Below are 15,794 nucleotides of genomic sequence, written 5' to 3' on the forward strand. Positions count from 1 at the left end.
TCCGGTCAGGGAGCGGGGGACTCCGCGGCGACGCGCGCGAGCACGGGCACGTCGTCGACGCGCACGCGCAGGGGCATTCCGGGGGTGAGGCGCGTCTCCGCGGCGTGCTGGACGTGGACGACGGTGCCGTCGCTCACCCGCAGCATCGAGCGGCGCACGCTGCCGAGGAAGGTGCTGGTCTCGACGACCGCGTCCACCCCCTCGTCGTCCGCACCGACGATGCGCACGTTCTCGGGGCGTACGAACACGTCGCTCGGCCCGTCGGCCGCGGGCGACAGCAACGGCAGGTGCCGTCCCCACACCTCCACGGTGTCACCCGACACCACGCCGGGGACGAGGCTGGAGGTGCCAACGAACGCGGCCACTTCGGCCGACGCCGGGCGCAGATACAGGTCTTCGGGGCTGCCGACCTGCAGGATCCGGCCGGCGCCCATGACGGCGACGCGGTCCGACACCGCGAGCGCCTCCTCCTGGTCGTGCGTGACGAAGACGGTCGTCATGCCCAGGCGGAGCTGGATGCGGCGAATCTCATCGCGCAGCTGCACGCGGACCTTGGCATCCAGGGCCGACAAGGGCTCGTCGAGGAGGAGCACGCGGGGCTCGGTCACGATGGCCCGGGCGAGAGCCACGCGCTGCTGCTGGCCGCCGGAGAGCTGGTGCGCATAGCGGTCGGCGAGGTGGCCGAGCCCGACGAGGTCCAGGGCATCGCCCGCGCGTCGGCGTGCTTCGGTCGACCCCACGCCGCGACGGCGCAGCCCGAAGGCGGTGTTCTCGAGCACCCGCAGGTGCGGGAACAGCGAGTACGACTGGAACACCATGCCGATGTCGCGCTTGTTCGTCGGCACGCCGGACACGTCACGGCCACCGATGCGCACCTCGCCGCCGCTCGCGTGTTCGAGGCCGGCCAGCACCCGGAGCGCCGTCGTCTTTCCGCATCCCGACGGCCCGAGCAGCGATACGAACTCTCCGGGCGCGACGTCCAGGTCGACGCCGTGCAGGACGCGGGTGGTGCCGTAATCCTTCACGACGCCGCGCAGCTGCACGCCGGCGCTCTCGCGTGTCGAGGCCAGCAGGGAGTTCGTCCCGGTCTCGGGAAGCGCCCGCAGGGGGATGGCGGAGGTCATGGGGTCTTCCTTCCGGCGCCGATGCGTCCGACGCGGCCGATGACGAGGAGCAGCACGAACGCGAACGCCAGTGCGAGCAGGGTGAAGATGGCGGCGACGTAGCCGTCCTGCTTGTTGACCACCAACAGCGCGGTCTGCAGGGTCTGGCGGTTCAGGAGCGAGGCGATCGTGAACTCGCCCAACACGACCGCGACCGAGATGAGGGCGGCCGCGAGCAGGCCCTGTCGCAGGTTGGGCACGATCACGCGCAGCAGCACGGCGCCCCACCCGGCACCGAGGGTGCGCCCGGCCTCGGCCAGTGTCGTCACGTCGATCGCGTCGATCGAGGCCTGGATCGAGCGGTACGCGAACGGCAGCACGAGGATGCCGTAGGCGAAGGCGAGCGTCCACGCCCCCGTTCCGAGGCTGCGCCCGATCTGCAGGTAGATCGGCGTGAGTCCGACCACGAGGACGATGGCCGGGAGCGAGATCGGCAGCAGGGCCACGAACTCGAACACCCGCCGCAGGCGCGGGAAGGCGAGCGCCACGAGCACCATCGTGGGCGTGAACAGCAGGATGACGAGAGCGACCGTGACACCGGCGAGGATGAGCGAGTTGCCCAGGCCCGTCCAGATCGGGCGGTACTTCGCGGCGTTGGCGGGGTCGAAGATGCCCGCCCAGCGATCGAACGACAGGCCCGACCCGCCCGGCAGGGGCGTGAGGGTGAACAGCACCGTGGCGGCGAACGGCACGGCGAAGACGAGGGCGACGATCAGTCCGATGATCCAGCGCGCCGCGCGCGGGGGAGCGAGCGGATTCATGCCTGCCACCTCGATGCGCGTCGTTGCACCAGCGTGTACAGCGCCATCGCGAGTGCGACGACCACGATCATGCCGAGGGCGAGGGCGCCCGCGAGGTTCTCGCGTCCCAGCACCGTCTCGCTGGTCAGGGCCGTGCGGATCTGCAGGGGAACGATCTGCGATCCCTGGCTCGCGAGGGCGGCGGCGGTCGCGTACGACGAGAACGCGTTCGCGAAGAGCAGCAGCAGGCTCGCGAGGAACGAGGGGGCGAGCACCGGCATCCCGACATGGCGCCAGAATCCCGCGCGGGTTCCGCCCAGGGTCAGGTGCGCTTCCATCCATTGCGGCTTGAGCGCGGCGAGGGCGGGCATGAACGTGATGATCATGAGCGGCACCTGGAAGATGAGGTAGGCCAGCGCCACTCCGGGCAGGTCGTAGAGCCAGACGCCGTTCTCGTAGAACGAGAACCCGGTGACTTGGCGAACGAACACGGTGACCACGCCCTGCGCGCCGATCGCGGCGATGAGGACGAAGGCGAGCATGACGCCGCCGAACTGGGCGAGGACTCCGGATGCCGCGTCCACGGTGGTCCGCACCGCCCCGGTCTCGGAGAGCCCCAGCATCGCCCAGCACACCAGCGCCCCGACCACCGCGCCGACGGCGGCGGTGACCAGCGACAGCCACGCGGAGTTCGCGAAGGTCGTGAGCACGAGGGGGTCGCCGAGGGCGGCGAGGTTGTCGAGCGTGAGAGCGCCCGTGCCGTCGACGAAGCCCGAGGCCACCGCCAGCACCGTAGGCAGGGCGAGGAAGAGGAGGATGTACGCCGCGAACGGGACGAGCCCGAGCCAGGCCCACCCGCGGCGCGCCGCGCCCCGCGGTGCCGGAGCGGACGGCTCCGGTACCGCGGGGGCGACGACCTGGTCGAGGACGGTCACTGGACCGCCGTCGCCCACTTCTGTCCGAGCGTCTCACCGGCGGCCGTGGACTGCTCCTCGGTGGGGACGACCGTGTCGGTCGGAACCTCGGGCAGGGCCGCCGCGAGGTCGGCGTCGATCGTGCCGGCGGAGGTCATGGCCTCCATGCGCGCCGGACGTGCGCCGCCCTTGAGCCACAGGTTCTGCACCTCGTCGCTGTAGAGGAACTCCTGCCACAGGCGCGCCGCGGCCGGGTTCGGGGCGTCCTTGTTGATCGCCTGGTTGTAGTAGCCGGCGTAGCCGGTGCCGGGGAGGACGACCGTCTTCCACGTGGGGACGGCCTTCGCCTGCGCGGCGTTGAGGTAGTCCCAGTCGAAGACGACGGGGGTCTCGCCGCTGGCGATGGTGGCATCCGTCGGGTCGACCTTGAGGAAGTTGCCGGCCTTGTTCAGCTCACCGAAGAAGTCGATGCCGGGCGTGAAGTCGTCGAGGGTGCCGTCGTTCTGCACGGTGGCCAGGCCCACAGCGGCGAAGGCGGAGCCCGCCTGCGTGGGGTCGCCGTTGATCGCGACGGCGCCCTTGTAGGTCGGCTCCAGCAGGTCGCTCAGCTGGGTCGGGGCGGGGAAGCGTGCCGAGTCGTAGCCGATCGACATGTAGCCGCCGTAGTCGCCGACGAACAGGCCCGACGGCTCCTTGAGCGCGTCGGGGATCTCGTCGAAGGTCTCCACCTTGTACGCGGCGAACTTGTCGGTGTTCTGCAGGGCGACGGCGAGACCGAGGTCGAACACGTCCGGAGCGGTGTCCAGTCCCTCGTTGGCGGTCGCCGCCTGGATCTCCTCGGCGCTGGAGACGTCGGGCGACTGCTCGTTGATCGTGATCTCGGGGTAGCGCTGGGCGAAGAGGTCGAGGATCTCGCCGTAGTTCGCCCACGTGCGGGGGAGCGCGATGACGTTGAGCTGCCCCTCCGCCTTCGCGGCGGCTTCGAGGTCGGCCAGGGTGCCGAAGTCGGCGAGGCTGGTCGCCGTCGCGGCGTCCGTACCGCCCTCCGCGGCAGAGTCGTTGCTGGCACCGGCGCAGCCGGCCAGGGACAGGGCGGCGACGGTGACGAGGGCGACGCCGGCAAGGGACCGGCCCGCGCGAATGCTCGGGAATGACATGAGTTTCCTCTCGAATCTCTCGGGTGAGCCGGCGGGGGAAGAGCCGACGGGAGATGGAGCGAAACTATGGGGCCGTCGTGACCTCTCGGAGCGGGCCGGGTGAACTCAGGTCGTCCGGCGGCGGAACGGATCGCGCACGGCGGGCGAAGGCGCCGTCAGCGCGACGATCGATCCGTGCGGCCGCGCACGATGCCGACGAACGTCTCCACGTCCTCCGTCGTCGCATCACGGCGCCACGCGAGCGCGACCGTGGACACCGGTCCGTCGGCGAGGACCCGGTACTCCACGTCGCGGCGCTGGTGCGCGCGCGCGAGGGACATGGGCACGATCACGACGCCGACACCGGCGGCGACGGTCGCGATCGCCTCGGCGGTGTCGGTCGGGGGCGCGAACGCCGGGGTGGTGGCATCCGGGATCTGGATGCCGAGCACGTCGTCCGCCGGAACGATCACGACCTCGCCAGCGAGGTCATCGATCGCGATCTCCTCCTCGGCCGCGGTCAGCGCCGACTCGGTCGACATGACGACCACCGGCAGTTCGTCGTAGAGGGGAATGACGTGCAGGTCGTCGGCGCCGTCGACGGGGAGACGCACGAGTGCGGCGTCCAGGTCGTCGAGGGCGGCGCGCTGGCCGATCACGTCGATCACCCGCAGGTCCAGGGGCACGTGCGGCATCCGGTCCCGCCACAGGCCGATCCATTTCCCGGGCGTCGCTCCCGGGACCGCGCCCAGCGCGAAGGTGCGGGGCTCTTCGGGAGCGGGTGCGGGCACCGCCGCCGGTTTCGGGGCGGGTTTTCGTGCGCCGCGGGCGGGCGCGGTGCCACGAGCGGTCGCCCCGGGCCGGGGACGCCGGACGCCGCCGCGGGAACTCCGCGATCCGCCTCCGCTCTTCGCCATGCCCCCAGGCTAACGTGGGGGACATGCTCGGCATTCTGGCGCTGGTCTTCGCGGGGCTCGCCGCCCTCCTGCACGTCTACATCTTCGTTCTCGAGAGCGTGCGGTGGTCGCACCCGAACGTGTGGCGCATCTTCGGCCTCGCGTCCCAGGAGGCAGCCGACACGACCAAGCCGATGGCCTACAACCAGGGGTTCTACAACCTGTTCCTCGCGATCGGCGCGGCGATCGGCGTGGTGCTCTGGGCGGTCAATGGTGTGGGGGACGTCGCGGGCCGCACGCTTCTGCTCTTCGCGCTCGGCTCGATGGTCGCGGCGGCTCTCGTCCTCATCACTTCGGGTCGAAAGTACCTGCGCCCGGCGGCGGTCCAGGGGACGCTGCCGCTCATCGGGTTCGTGCTGACGCTGCTCGCCTGATTGCTCGAAGTCGAGCAATATCTCTCGTCGCTTTCCTCGACGTCGAGGAATTCTCGACGCGAGAATGCCTCGATATCGAGAGAAAGTCAGCGCCGATTTCTTCGACGTCGAAGGACTTCCCGGTCCCGACACGACGAAACCCGCACGCTCCGAAGAGACGTGCGGGTGATGGATGCCTCGAAGCGTGTGCCTCAGGCGGCCAGGCGAAGGCCTCGTTGATCGGTCGCGACGGCTTCGCCGTCGTTGATGATCTCGTCGTCGCCGATGAGCGAGCCGACCGCCACGCGGGCGTTCGACCCGACCTGGGTGCGAACACCGATGTGCGCGCCGGCGCCGATCACCGCGCCCGCGCAGATGTGCGCGTGCGGTTCGATGCGTGCCTCCGGCCCGATCACGGCATCCGTCTCGATCCAGGCCCCGCGGCCCACACGGACACCGGCCGCGATCTGCACTCCGGGTTCGACGTACGCGCCGTTCTCCACCAGTGCCGATGGGTGGACCTTCGCGCCGTGCGCGACGAGTCCACGACCGTTGACGTGCTTGCGGTAACGCAGCGTTTCGCCGTGGTCGTTCTCGATGTCGATGTAGTTCTTTCCCACGATCCCCTCCGATCGGCCTTCGGGTTGGCCGACTTGTGTGACAACCGATGCGGGCTCTGTCGCATTCCCGTGCATGGTTGTTCGGCGCGGACGCCCCGGCGGATTCCCGCCGGACCACGGTATTTTCCGCTGCGCCGGTTTGTCTCAGACCGTTGTCGCACGCTTGAGCGCACGGCGACGGCGGGTTGACAGCGGGGTCGGGAACACTTTCATTCCGGCTGACACGTCGGGCACCAGTAGACGTTGCGCTCGCTCGTGGCCGAGGCCCCGAGCGTCGTCGCGCGGATGGGTGTGCCGCACCGACGACAGGGCGCTCCTTCGCGTCCGTATACCCACATCCGGCGGCCCGGTCGGTTGTCTCCGGTGAAGGTGCGTTCGGCGCGGGGGAGGTTTGCGTGGATCATCCGATGGCCGAGCGCGATCGTCGCCGCCACGTCGATCTCGTTCGCCGGAGTGGTCGGGGCGATGCCGCGCACGAAGAGCAGTTCGTTCGCGTAGACGTTGCCGAATCCCGCGACGTTGCGCTGGTCGAGCAGCGCGACGTGGGCAGCGCGGGTGTCGGCGGAGACCCGGCGCACGGCCTCGGCCTCGTTCCAGTCGGGGCCCAGCAGGTCGGGGCCCAGGTGTCCGACGACCCGCTCCTCGTCGGCCGTCGGCAGCACCTCGACCATGGCGAGATCGAAACCGACGGTGTCGGCGCCGGTGACCCCGACGATCGCTCGAGCCTTGAACGCGGGCCGCCGCCAGCGCTCGCCGGAACGGTAGACGTCCCACCGGCCCTCCATCTTCAGGTGCGAGTGGAGGGTGTATCCGCCGATGCGTTCGAGCAGATGCTTTCCCCGCGCGACGACCTCGTGCACCGTCTCTCCGCGCAGGTCTGCCGTCGCGCTGCCCGGAACGCGGATGTCGAACCTCGTGACGGTCCGGCCGGCGAGGGCGGCGGACAGCTTCGCGGCGGCCCGATGGACGGTGTCGCCCTCAGGCACGGGCGGCCTCGTTCGCGATCGCGATCGCGTTCGCGTTCGCGGAGCGGTGGGCCGCGGGTGCCGTGGCGTGAGTGGGGGCCTCAGGCACGGGCGGCCTCGCGCAGGGTGTCGCCGGCGGTGAGACGGCGCAGGGTGAGCCCGCGCGGCGACTCGACGAAACCGGCCTCGCGAAGCGCGCGGCCCACCGCGGTGCCGTAGACGAACTCGCCGTTGACCTGTTCCACAGTGAGGGTGTCGAGCCGCCGGCGCCGTGAGGTGTCGGCCAGGTCGCGCGCAGCCGCCTGCAAGGAGGCCTCGTCGTCGGTGAAGGCGAGCGCGCTGCGTCCGCCGCGTTCGAGGTACAGCGTGAGTTCGCCGTCGACGAGCACGACGAGACCACCGGCCTTCCGGCCCGGTCGGTGACTCACCCCGTCGATCGCGGGCCAGCCGAGGGCGGCGCCGTAGGGGTTCGCCGGATCGGTCGCCGCGAGCGTGACGGTGCGCAGCGGCGGCGGGTCGGCGACCGCCGCGAACTCGCGGAGCCGGTCCACCGTGGCCGACGCCGCGAACTGCGCGGCACCGAGCTTCTCGATCACGTAGCCGCGGCGGCAGTGCCCCGCCTCCTCGAATCCGGCGAGGATGCGATACACCTGTGCGAAGCCGCCCGGCACGCCCTCCGACTGCACGGCACCGCGCGTGACGACGCCGTACCGGTCGAGGAGCAGGCTCGCCGTCGCGGTCGCGCGGGCCGCGGCATCCGGTTCGCGTTCCGGCAGGAGCGACCAGCGACCGCCCAGCGACGGGGGCCGCGGGGCCGAGGTGGGCCGCGGCAGGGTCGCGCCGCGGTACATCCGCGCGCGGGGAGCACGCCGGGCGACGCGATGGGCCTGGCCGCCACCCCCGAGCAGCGAGCGGACCGGCGCGAACGTGTCGTTCGTGACACGTCCCGCCCAGGTGAGAGCCCACAGTGCGTCGTTGACGGACTGCTCGTTCTCGGCACCGACGAGCTGCTTCAGCTGCGCCGCGAAGTAGGCGCCGCCGCCGGAGAGCGCCGCGAGCAAGCGGGCCTCGAGCGAGTCGGGCGCGGGATCTTCCGGGTCGTCCGGATCTTGCAGCGTGAACGGGGCAGCCTCGGCGGGGTGAAGGGCGATCCATCCGTCGCGCCCGGGCAGTGTGCCGTGCCCCGACCAGACGACCTCGCCCGTCGCGGTCAGCTCGTCGAGGAGCGCGGGGGTGTAGTCGGCGACCCGCGAGGGCAGCACGAGCGACTCCCACGCACTCGCCGGGATCGGGACCCCGGCGAGCTGCTCGACCACGGCCAGCACGCCGTCGACGCCCTCCAGGGGCCGGGTGAGGTGCTGCCACACCGGCAGGAACCGGGCGTATGCGGCCGGCGGCACGGGCTCGACGCTGCCGCGGATCGCGGCGAGCGAGCGCATGCGCAGCCGGCGCAGGACCTCGGTGTCGCACCACTCGGTGTCGTCGGCGCGCCCGCCCGCCGCCTCGGGGAGGAAGAACCCGCTCGACAGACGCCCCTGCGACTCCAGGCGCTGCAGCGTGAGGCGTGCGACCGCGACTCCGACCCCGTAACGCTCGGCCACCGCGTCGGTGGTGAAGGGTCCGTGCGTGCGGGCGTAGCGCGCGACGAGATCGCCGAGCGGGTCGGCCAGCGGTTCGAGGAACGCGTTCGGGATGCCGACCGGCAGGGCCGCGCCGAGGGCGTCGCGCAGGCGTCCGGCGTCTTCGATCCCCGCGACGCGGGAGACGCCGGCGATCGTCACCGGGATCGCCCGCCGCTCGTCGACGAGCGCCGCGAGGTGCTCTCCGGCGTCAGTGAGCGACCCGCCTTCGAGACGGGCCGCGACCTCGGCCGCGTCGAGCGGCCCGAGCAGGCGCAGCAGGTCGGCCACGCCCTCGACGCCGCGCGCACGGCGCTCGGGGTCGAGACGCTGCGCCTCGCGCTCGAACTGCGCGATCACGTCGGGGTCGAGGAGCTCGCGCATCTCGACTTTGCCGAGCAGCTCGCTCAGCAGGGCCGGGTCGACCGACAGGGCGGCGGCGCGGCGCTCGGCGAGCGGCGAGTCGCCCTCGTACATGAAGGCGCCGACGTAGCCGAACAGCAGATCGCGAGCGTACGGTGAGGGCTGGCTGGTGGTGGTCTCGACCAGGCGAATGCGGCGTTCGCCGATCTGCCGGGCCACGCGCAGCAGAGCGGGCAGGTCGTAGACGTCCTGCAGCACCTCGCGGAGCGTCTCGAGGATGATCGGGAACGACGGATGCCGACGTGCCACCTCGAGCAGCTGGGCGGAACGCTGGCGCTGCTGCCACAGCGGCGACCGGCGGTTGGGGTTCAGCCGGGGGAGGAGGAGCGCCCGGGCGGCGCACTCTCGGAAGCGCGAGGCGAACAGGGCGGACCCGCCGACCTCGTCGGTGACGATCTGCTCGAGCTCGTCGGGCTCGAAGACGAAGAGGTCGGCTCCGGGCGGTTCGGCCGCGGCATCCGGAACTCGCGCGATGATGCCGTCGTCGCTGGCGACGGCGGCGCCTTCGACGCCCAGACGTTCGCGGATCCGCGCGTTCACCGCCAATGCCCATGGCGCATGCACCTGCATGCCGTACGGCGAGTGCAGGATGATGCGCCAGTCCCCGACCTCGTCGCGACTGCGTTCGACCGTCAGCGTGCGGTCAGTGGGAAGGCTGCCGGTCGCCTCGCGCTGTTCGGCGAGATAGGCGAGGAGGTTGGTGACGGCGTTGTCGTCGAGCCCCGACTCGCGCAGGCGCTCTTCGGCCTTGGCGCGGTCGGCTCCGGCGATGTCGCGCGAGAACTTGCCGAGCGCTTCGCCGAGTTCGGCGGGTCGCCCGAGGCCGTCGCCGTGCCAGAACGGGAGCTTGCCCGGCTGCCCGAACGCGGGCAGGACGTTGACCCGGTCGTGGGTGATCTCCACGATGCGCCAGCTCGTGGTGCCCAACGTGAACACGTCGTTCACCCGCGACTCGTAGACCATCTCTTCGTCGAGCTCGCCGACCCGGGCGTTCTGTGATTCGCCGGCGACAAAGACACCGAACAGGCCGCGATCGGGGATCGTTCCGCCGCTGGTGACCGCGACGCGCTGCGCCCCTGGGCGCCCGGTGAGCGTGCCCGCATCGCGGTCCCAGACCAGGCGCGGGCGGAGCTCCGCGAACTCGTCGGACGGGTACCGCCCGGCGAGCAGGTCGAGCGTCGCCTCGTATGCCGAGCGGGGGAGGGATCGGAACGGGGCGCTGCGCTTGACCGTCTCGAACCACTCCTCGACGTCGATCGACCCGAGGGCCGAGGCCGCGACCGTCTGCTGCGCCAGGATGTCGAGCGGGTTCTGCGGCACGGTGATGGCCTCGATCTTGCCCGACAGCATCCGCTCGGTGACGACGGCCGTGTGCAGCACGTCGCTCCGGTGCTTCGGGAAGAGCGCCGCGCGGCTCACCTCGCCGACCTGGTGGCCGGCTCGGCCGACGCGCTGAAGACCGGATGCCGCGCTGGGCGGTGCCTCGACCTGGATCACGAGGTCGACCGACCCCATGTCGATGCCGAGCTCGAGACTGCTCGTCGCGACGACGCAGCGCAGCGTGCCCGACTTCAGTTCGTCTTCGACCTGCGCGCGCTGCTCTTTCGAGACGGAGCCGTGGTGCGCCTTGGCGAGGATGGCGGCGACGCCGGCGGAAGAACCGGCCTGCGCCATCATGGATGCCGGAACCGTCGGCTCGGGCACGTCGATGCCCTGCCGTTCGGCGTAGATCTCGTTCAGGCGCCCGGTCAGCCTCTCGGCGAGGCGGCGCGAGTTGGCGAAGACGATCGTCGAGCGTCGCTCCAGGATGCGATCGACGATGGCTTCTTCGACGTGCGGCCAGACCGACCCTGACATCTCGGTGCTCTCGGGCCGCTCGGAGAACCATTCGCCGTCGGTGGGGTCGTCGGGGGCCGGCGACCCGGGCGGGGGCGGGGGGTTGAGCATGTCGTCGACCGGGACGACGACCGACAGATCGAACGCCTTGGTCGCCTTCGGGGCCACGATGTCGACCGGCCGCGCCCCGCCGAGGAAGCGCGCGACCTCGTCGATCGGCCGCACCGTCGCGGAGAGACCGATGCGCTGCGCGGGGGCGTCGAGCAGGGAGTCGAGGCGCTCGAGGCTCACGGCGAGGTGCGCACCGCGCTTGGTCGCCGCGACCGCGTGGACCTCGTCGATGATGACGGTGTGCACCCCGCGCAGGGTCTCGGCTGCCTGGCTCGTCAGCATCAGGTACAGCGACTCGGGCGTCGTGATGAGGATGTCGGGCGGGTCGGTGACGAGCTTGCGGCGGTCGCTCGAGGTCGTGTCGCCCGAGCGCACGCCCACCGTGACCGAGGGCACGTCGATGCCGAGCCGCCGGGCGGACTGCCCGATCCCGACGAGCGGGGAGCGCAGGTTCCGCTCGACGTCGACGCCGAGTGCCTTGAGCGGTGAGATGTAGAGGATGCGTGTGCGGGTGGTGTTCGCCGCTGCCTTCGCTGTCGCCCGGCCGCGACGCGGAGGAGTGGCATCCAGGGTGTCGGGAGACTTCTCGCGGAACACCCGGTCGATCGCGAAGAGGAAGGCTGAGAGCGTCTTGCCCGAGCCGGTCGGCGCCACCACGAGCGCATTGCGACCGGATGCCACGGACTCCCACGCCCCCTTCTGGGCCGTCGTGGGCGCCGAGAACGCACCGCGGAACCAGTCCTGCGTCGCAGGACCGAATCTGTCGAGTACGTCGGCCATGCCGACATCCTCTCCCGGACCTCCGACATCGGGCCGGGGTTGACGTTCGCCCGCCGCGGAACGGCGCCCCGTCGCGAGGCGGCGCCGGCTGACCTCACGGGGCGCACTCCGTGAGCCGCCCGTCGCTTAGCTCCAGCCGAAGGTCGAGTCCGAGGCGCGCGAGGAACGCGTCGTCGTGACTGACCACGAGCACCGCCCCGCGATAGGCCTGGAGCGCCGACACCAGCTGATCGACCGTGTCCAGATCGAGGTTGTTCGTCGGCTCGTCGAGCACGAGGAGCGGGGGCGGGGGATCGGCGAGCAGCACTCGGGCGAGCGCGACACGGAAGCGCTCGCCGCCGGATAGCGAGCCGACGGGACGGCTGACCGCGTCTCCTCGTACGAGGAAACGGGCGAGCCGATCGCGGACCGCGGGGAGGGGAACGTTCGGCGCCGCCGCGCAGACGGTGTCGAGGACGGATGCCGTGTCGTCGAGGCCGTCGAGACGCTGGGGGAGATAGCCGACGTGCTCCACGCTCGCTCGGGCGTGCAGCACCCCCGCCGCCTGCGCACCGTGAACGACGCTCTCGAGCAGGGTCGTCTTCCCCGCACCGTTCCGCCCCACCAGGGCGACCCGCTCGCGGCCGGTGACGATCCATTCGCGTTCGTCGTCGCCCAGGGCGAAGATGCGCCGACCGGGTGCGTTGCCCGGATCGGGCAGATCGATGCGCACCACATCGTCGTCGCGGACGCGCGCCGCCGCCGCGTCCAGCGCCGCGCGCGCGGCATCCTCCTTCCCCTTCATCTCGGTGCTCCATCGACCCGCGCTCACCTGCGCCGCGTTCGCCCGGTTGCCCGCGATGATCTTGGGAACCCGCTTCTCGACCTGCGCTTTGTGCGCGACGCGGGCGCGGGTGGCGAGCTTGTCGTGGGACTCGATGCGTTGCCGGCGCTCGCGCCGCAGGCTTTGCGCGGCGTCGCGCTCGGCGCGCACGGCGGCTTCCTGCTCGGCGTCGCGGTGCGCTCTCCAGACGCTGTACGGACCACCGACGACGCTGAGGGCGTGGCCGTACAGCTCGGCGGTGGCATCCATGCGCTCGAGGAGACCCACGTCGTGACTCACCACGACGAGCGTGCCGGGCCACCCCTGCACGAGTTCGCCCACCCGTGCGCGCGCCTCGCGGTCGAGGTCGTTGGTCGGCTCATCGAGCAGTGTGATGTCGGCCGCGCGGGCGCGCAGTCCCACGAGCGCCGTCAGCATCGTCTCGCCGCCGGAGAGCTCGCCGACGGTTCGATTCAGCGCATCGGGGGCCAAGCCGGCCTCGGCGAGAAGGGAGTGCGCGCGTGTCTCGACGTCCCAGTCGTCGCCGACGGCGTCGAAATGGTGCGGAGCCACATCGCCCGACTCGATCGCGCGGAGGGCGGTGAGCGCCGTGTCGACGCCGAGGAGCGAGGAGACCGGGCGACGCGGATCGGCCGCGAGACGTTGGGGCAGCATCGCGACGTCACCGGATGCCGAGACTGTTCCGGACGAGGGGGTGAGACGCCCGGCGGCGACACGCAGGAGGGTGGACTTGCCGGCGCCGTTGCGGCCGACCAGGCCGGTACGCCCGCGGCCGAGCGCGCCGGAGACGTCATCGAGGGCGACGGTTCCGTCCGGCCACACGAGGCGGACGCGATCGAAGACGAGGGAGGGGGACGGTGATGACATGACGAGACTCCGGGAACGCGGGATGCGCGGACACCGGACCCGTCCGCATCAGCGGAGGGCGGCCGAGAAAACGGCGGGTCGACGGGTCAGCGCGCGGACAGGGGCGCGGAAGCGTCGACGTTCTTCACCGGAGGAGACCTCGTTCTCGGGGACAGGGCTGCCTACGATAGTCGCTCGGCCTCCGGTTTCTCAACCTTCGGCTGTTCCGGACCGCGCGGCCAGCCGCCCCTCGAGGAACGCGCGCACATCGGCCAGCTCTTCCTCGGACACCGAGTGGGTCAGCCCCGGATACACCCGGCCGGTCAGCTCGCTGTGCGCGGGCAGCCACTGCGCCGTCATGTCGACGAGGTGAGGCGGGATGACGTCGTCGCGCGACCCGCGGCCCCAGAACACCGGTGGCCGGCGCTCGGCCAACACGGTGTCGCCGGGGAGCTCGCCGCCCGCCGCGTAGCCGGCGAGGACGACCGCGAACTCCACGGCGTCTGGCGCGACCCGCAACGTCTGCACCGCGACCGCGCCGCCCTGCGAGAAGCCGAGGAGGCCGACCGGCCGGTCTCCGAAGACGTCGGCGATCCATGCGAGCAGGGATTCCGCCGCGACGGTGATGGCCCCGGGATCGCGGCCGTTCAGACCCTCGATCGGGTACCACGAGGCGCCCGGCGTCGGCCACGGCGGGGTCAGGGGTGCGCGGACGCTCGCGATCGCGAAGTCGCCGGGGAGGTACGGCACGAGACCGAACAGATCGTGCTCGTCGGCCGCGTAGCCGTGCAGCAGGAGCAGCACGGGTCGATCGCCGATCTCGGTCGGCGGCACCGACCAGCGGACGACGGACGGGTCGAGGATCGGACGCTCGCTCATGCGGCCATTGTGGCAAACGCCCCCGACACGGCCGTCGTCCCGTGGCATCCCGCCCCTTCTCCCCAGCTCGCGGAAGCACGGCATCCCTCCCCCGACATAGGCATCGGTGCGGACGGTTGATATACAGGGAGCATGCCCGTCCGCACACCCGATCCCGAGCCCGGCGACAACGGCGACGAGCGCGACTCGCTCTCGACGCCCTTCTCGGGTGCGCCCACCGGCGGCCCCGGCCCCAACACGAACCCCGCGTGGCTCAGTGAGGTCGAGCTCGCCGAGGCGCGTCGGCGGCTTCCGATGCTGTACGTGGAGGCCCTGCCCGTGCGCACCGACGGCATGGGGGCGGTCACGCAGGTCGGCATCCTGCTGCGGGCGACCCCCCTCGGTGAGATGACCCGGACGCTCGTCTCCGGTCGCGTGCGTTATGGCGAAACGGTGCGCGACGCCCTGTTCCGCCACGTCGAGAACGATCTCGGACCCATGGCCTTCCCCCTGCTGCCTCCGCAGCCGGCGCCCTTCACGGTCGCCGAGTACTTCCCGATCCCCGGCGTGAGCGCGTTCCACGACGACCGGCAGCACGCCGTCTCGCTGGCGTTCGTGGTGCCGGTGACGGGAACGTGCGAACCCCGGCAGGACGCGCTCGAGGTCACCTGGCTCTCGCCCGAGGAAGCGGCATCCGAAGCCCTCTCCGCCGAGATGGAGGGCGGACGCGGCACGCTCATCCGGCTGGGGCTGGCTTCGGTGGGCGCCCTGCGCTGATCCGTCACGGCCCCGGATGCCGATGGACACCTCCCTCGTCGATCTCGCGATCGCGCTGCCCGTCGTTCTCGCGCTCGCCGCGGTCATCGCGCTGCTTCTGCGGCGCGTGTTCGGACCCGCGCGGTCGCTGAGCATGCCGACCATGACGGTCATCGGCGTGCTCGGGGTGAGTGTCGGGCTTCTGCTGTCGGCGTGGGTCGGCGGGGCGGCGCGCTTGTGGGTGCCGACGACGATCCTGTTCTCGGTCGGAGCGAGCCTCGGGCTCTCGGCGATCGTGGCCGCCGTGGTCGCCGCGGCTCGGCGCGACGGCGGCGACATCGACGTCCCCGCGCTGCTGCGCGCGGGGGAGTCCGACCGCGTCGAGTTCAAGGAGACCGCGCGCTGGAACGTCCGGGAGAACCGCAAAGACCCGCGCATGGAGATCGCGATCGCCAAGTCGATCGCCGCCTTCCTCAACTCCCGCGGGGGAACTCTCGTGATCGGTGCCGACGATGCCGGCACGGCGATCGGTCTCGATCGCGATCTGGCGACGCTGCGCACCCCCGACCACGACCGGTTCGAGCTGTGGCTGCGCGACATGCTCTCGAAGGCGATCGGACGCAACGCCGCCGCCCAGCCGCGCATCGTCTTCGCGACGGCGGATGAGGGCGGCCCCGCCGTGTGCGTCGTGGTGTGCCGCCCGGCTCCGCGGCCGGTGTTCCTGACGCAGCCCAAGGACGGCGGCTCCGTCACCGATCTGTGGGTGCGGGTCGGCAACTCCAGCCGCGCCCTCGGCGTGGATGAGGCCGTCGAGTACGTGGCGCGTCACTGGCAGCCTTCTGTGAAGACGGTCGTCCTCGGGCGGCCGGGCTCCTGAGGTCGGCCCCTCCTGCAC

At 71.6% G+C, this 15,794-nt stretch carries 13 protein-coding genes; 3 read left to right on the forward strand and 10 right to left on the reverse strand.

The window, feature by feature from the left end:
* Positions 1-5: 5 nt before the first annotated feature.
* The 5 genes from ABC271_RS02935 to ABC271_RS02955 all read right to left on the reverse strand — a co-directional run bounded on the left by ABC271_RS02935 (position 6) and on the right by ABC271_RS02955 (position 4,744).
* Positions 6-1,124: an ABC transporter ATP-binding protein gene (locus ABC271_RS02935; protein WP_412923421.1), complete on the reverse strand. Its 1,119-nt coding sequence runs from the start codon at positions 1,122-1,124 to the stop codon at positions 6-8.
* Entirely contained in the window at positions 1,121-1,924 is an 804-nt protein-coding gene (locus ABC271_RS02940) for an ABC transporter permease (RefSeq protein ID WP_412923422.1), read from the reverse strand. The genes ABC271_RS02935 and ABC271_RS02940 overlap by 4 nt, the downstream gene beginning before the upstream one ends.
* Positions 1,921-2,838 carry an ABC transporter permease gene (locus ABC271_RS02945; RefSeq protein WP_412923423.1) on the reverse strand — a complete coding sequence of 306 codons (918 nt, stop codon included), beginning with the start codon at positions 2,836-2,838 and terminating at the stop codon, positions 1,921-1,923. Before ABC271_RS02945 ends, ABC271_RS02940 begins: the two co-directional genes overlap by 4 nt.
* Entirely contained in the window at positions 2,835-3,974 is a 1,140-nt protein-coding gene (locus tag ABC271_RS02950; RefSeq protein ID WP_412923424.1) for an ABC transporter substrate-binding protein, read from the reverse strand. The genes ABC271_RS02945 and ABC271_RS02950 overlap by 4 nt, the downstream gene beginning before the upstream one ends.
* A gap of 155 nt (positions 3,975-4,129) precedes the next feature.
* Entirely contained in the window at positions 4,130-4,744 is a 615-nt protein-coding gene (locus tag ABC271_RS02955) for a LysR substrate-binding domain-containing protein (RefSeq protein WP_412923425.1), read from the reverse strand.
* Positions 4,745-4,893: 149 nt separating this feature from the next.
* Between ABC271_RS02955 and ABC271_RS02960 the strand changes: the two genes are divergently transcribed.
* Positions 4,894-5,283 (forward strand): DUF1304 domain-containing protein, encoded by a 390-nt coding sequence (locus ABC271_RS02960; protein ID WP_412923426.1) that lies wholly within the window; start codon positions 4,894-4,896, stop codon positions 5,281-5,283.
* A gap of 191 nt (positions 5,284-5,474) precedes the next feature.
* On the opposite strand, the gene ABC271_RS02965 is transcribed toward ABC271_RS02960, so the two are convergent.
* The 5 genes from ABC271_RS02965 to ABC271_RS02985 form a co-directional block, all read right to left on the reverse strand.
* Positions 5,475-5,882, reverse strand: a complete 408-nt coding sequence (locus ABC271_RS02965) for a transferase (protein WP_412923427.1) — start codon at positions 5,880-5,882, stop codon at positions 5,475-5,477.
* Positions 5,883-6,091: 209 nt separating this feature from the next.
* Positions 6,092-6,868, reverse strand: coding sequence for a DNA-formamidopyrimidine glycosylase family protein (locus ABC271_RS02970; RefSeq protein ID WP_412923428.1), 777 nt, complete (start codon positions 6,866-6,868; stop codon positions 6,092-6,094).
* Positions 6,869-6,948: 80 nt separating this feature from the next.
* A complete protein-coding gene (locus ABC271_RS02975; protein ID WP_412923429.1) occupies positions 6,949-11,616 on the reverse strand; it encodes an ATP-dependent helicase in 4,668 nt (1,555 codons plus the stop codon).
* Positions 11,617-11,710: 94 nt separating this feature from the next.
* Positions 11,711-13,306, reverse strand: a complete 1,596-nt coding sequence (locus tag ABC271_RS02980) for an ATP-binding cassette domain-containing protein (protein ID WP_412923430.1) — start codon at positions 13,304-13,306, stop codon at positions 11,711-11,713.
* A 189-nt stretch (positions 13,307-13,495) separates the two neighbouring features.
* Positions 13,496-14,164: an alpha/beta hydrolase gene (locus ABC271_RS02985; protein WP_412923431.1), complete on the reverse strand. Its 669-nt coding sequence runs from the start codon at positions 14,162-14,164 to the stop codon at positions 13,496-13,498.
* Positions 14,165-14,296: 132 nt separating this feature from the next.
* On the opposite strand from ABC271_RS02985, the gene ABC271_RS02990 reads away from it, so the two are divergent.
* The gene (locus ABC271_RS02990; protein WP_412923432.1) at positions 14,297-14,920 is read left to right on the forward strand and encodes an NUDIX hydrolase family protein; all 624 of its coding nucleotides are present in this window, start codon (positions 14,297-14,299) and stop codon (positions 14,918-14,920) included.
* 22 nt (positions 14,921-14,942) lie between these two features.
* On the forward strand, positions 14,943-15,776 hold the full coding sequence (locus ABC271_RS02995) for an AlbA family DNA-binding domain-containing protein (protein ID WP_412923433.1): 834 nt from the start codon (positions 14,943-14,945) through the stop codon (positions 15,774-15,776).
* Positions 15,777-15,794: the final 18 nt, after the last annotated feature.

The organism is Microbacterium canaveralium, from assembly GCF_047238045.1.
Lineage (GTDB): Bacteria > Actinomycetota > Actinomycetes > Actinomycetales > Microbacteriaceae > Microbacterium.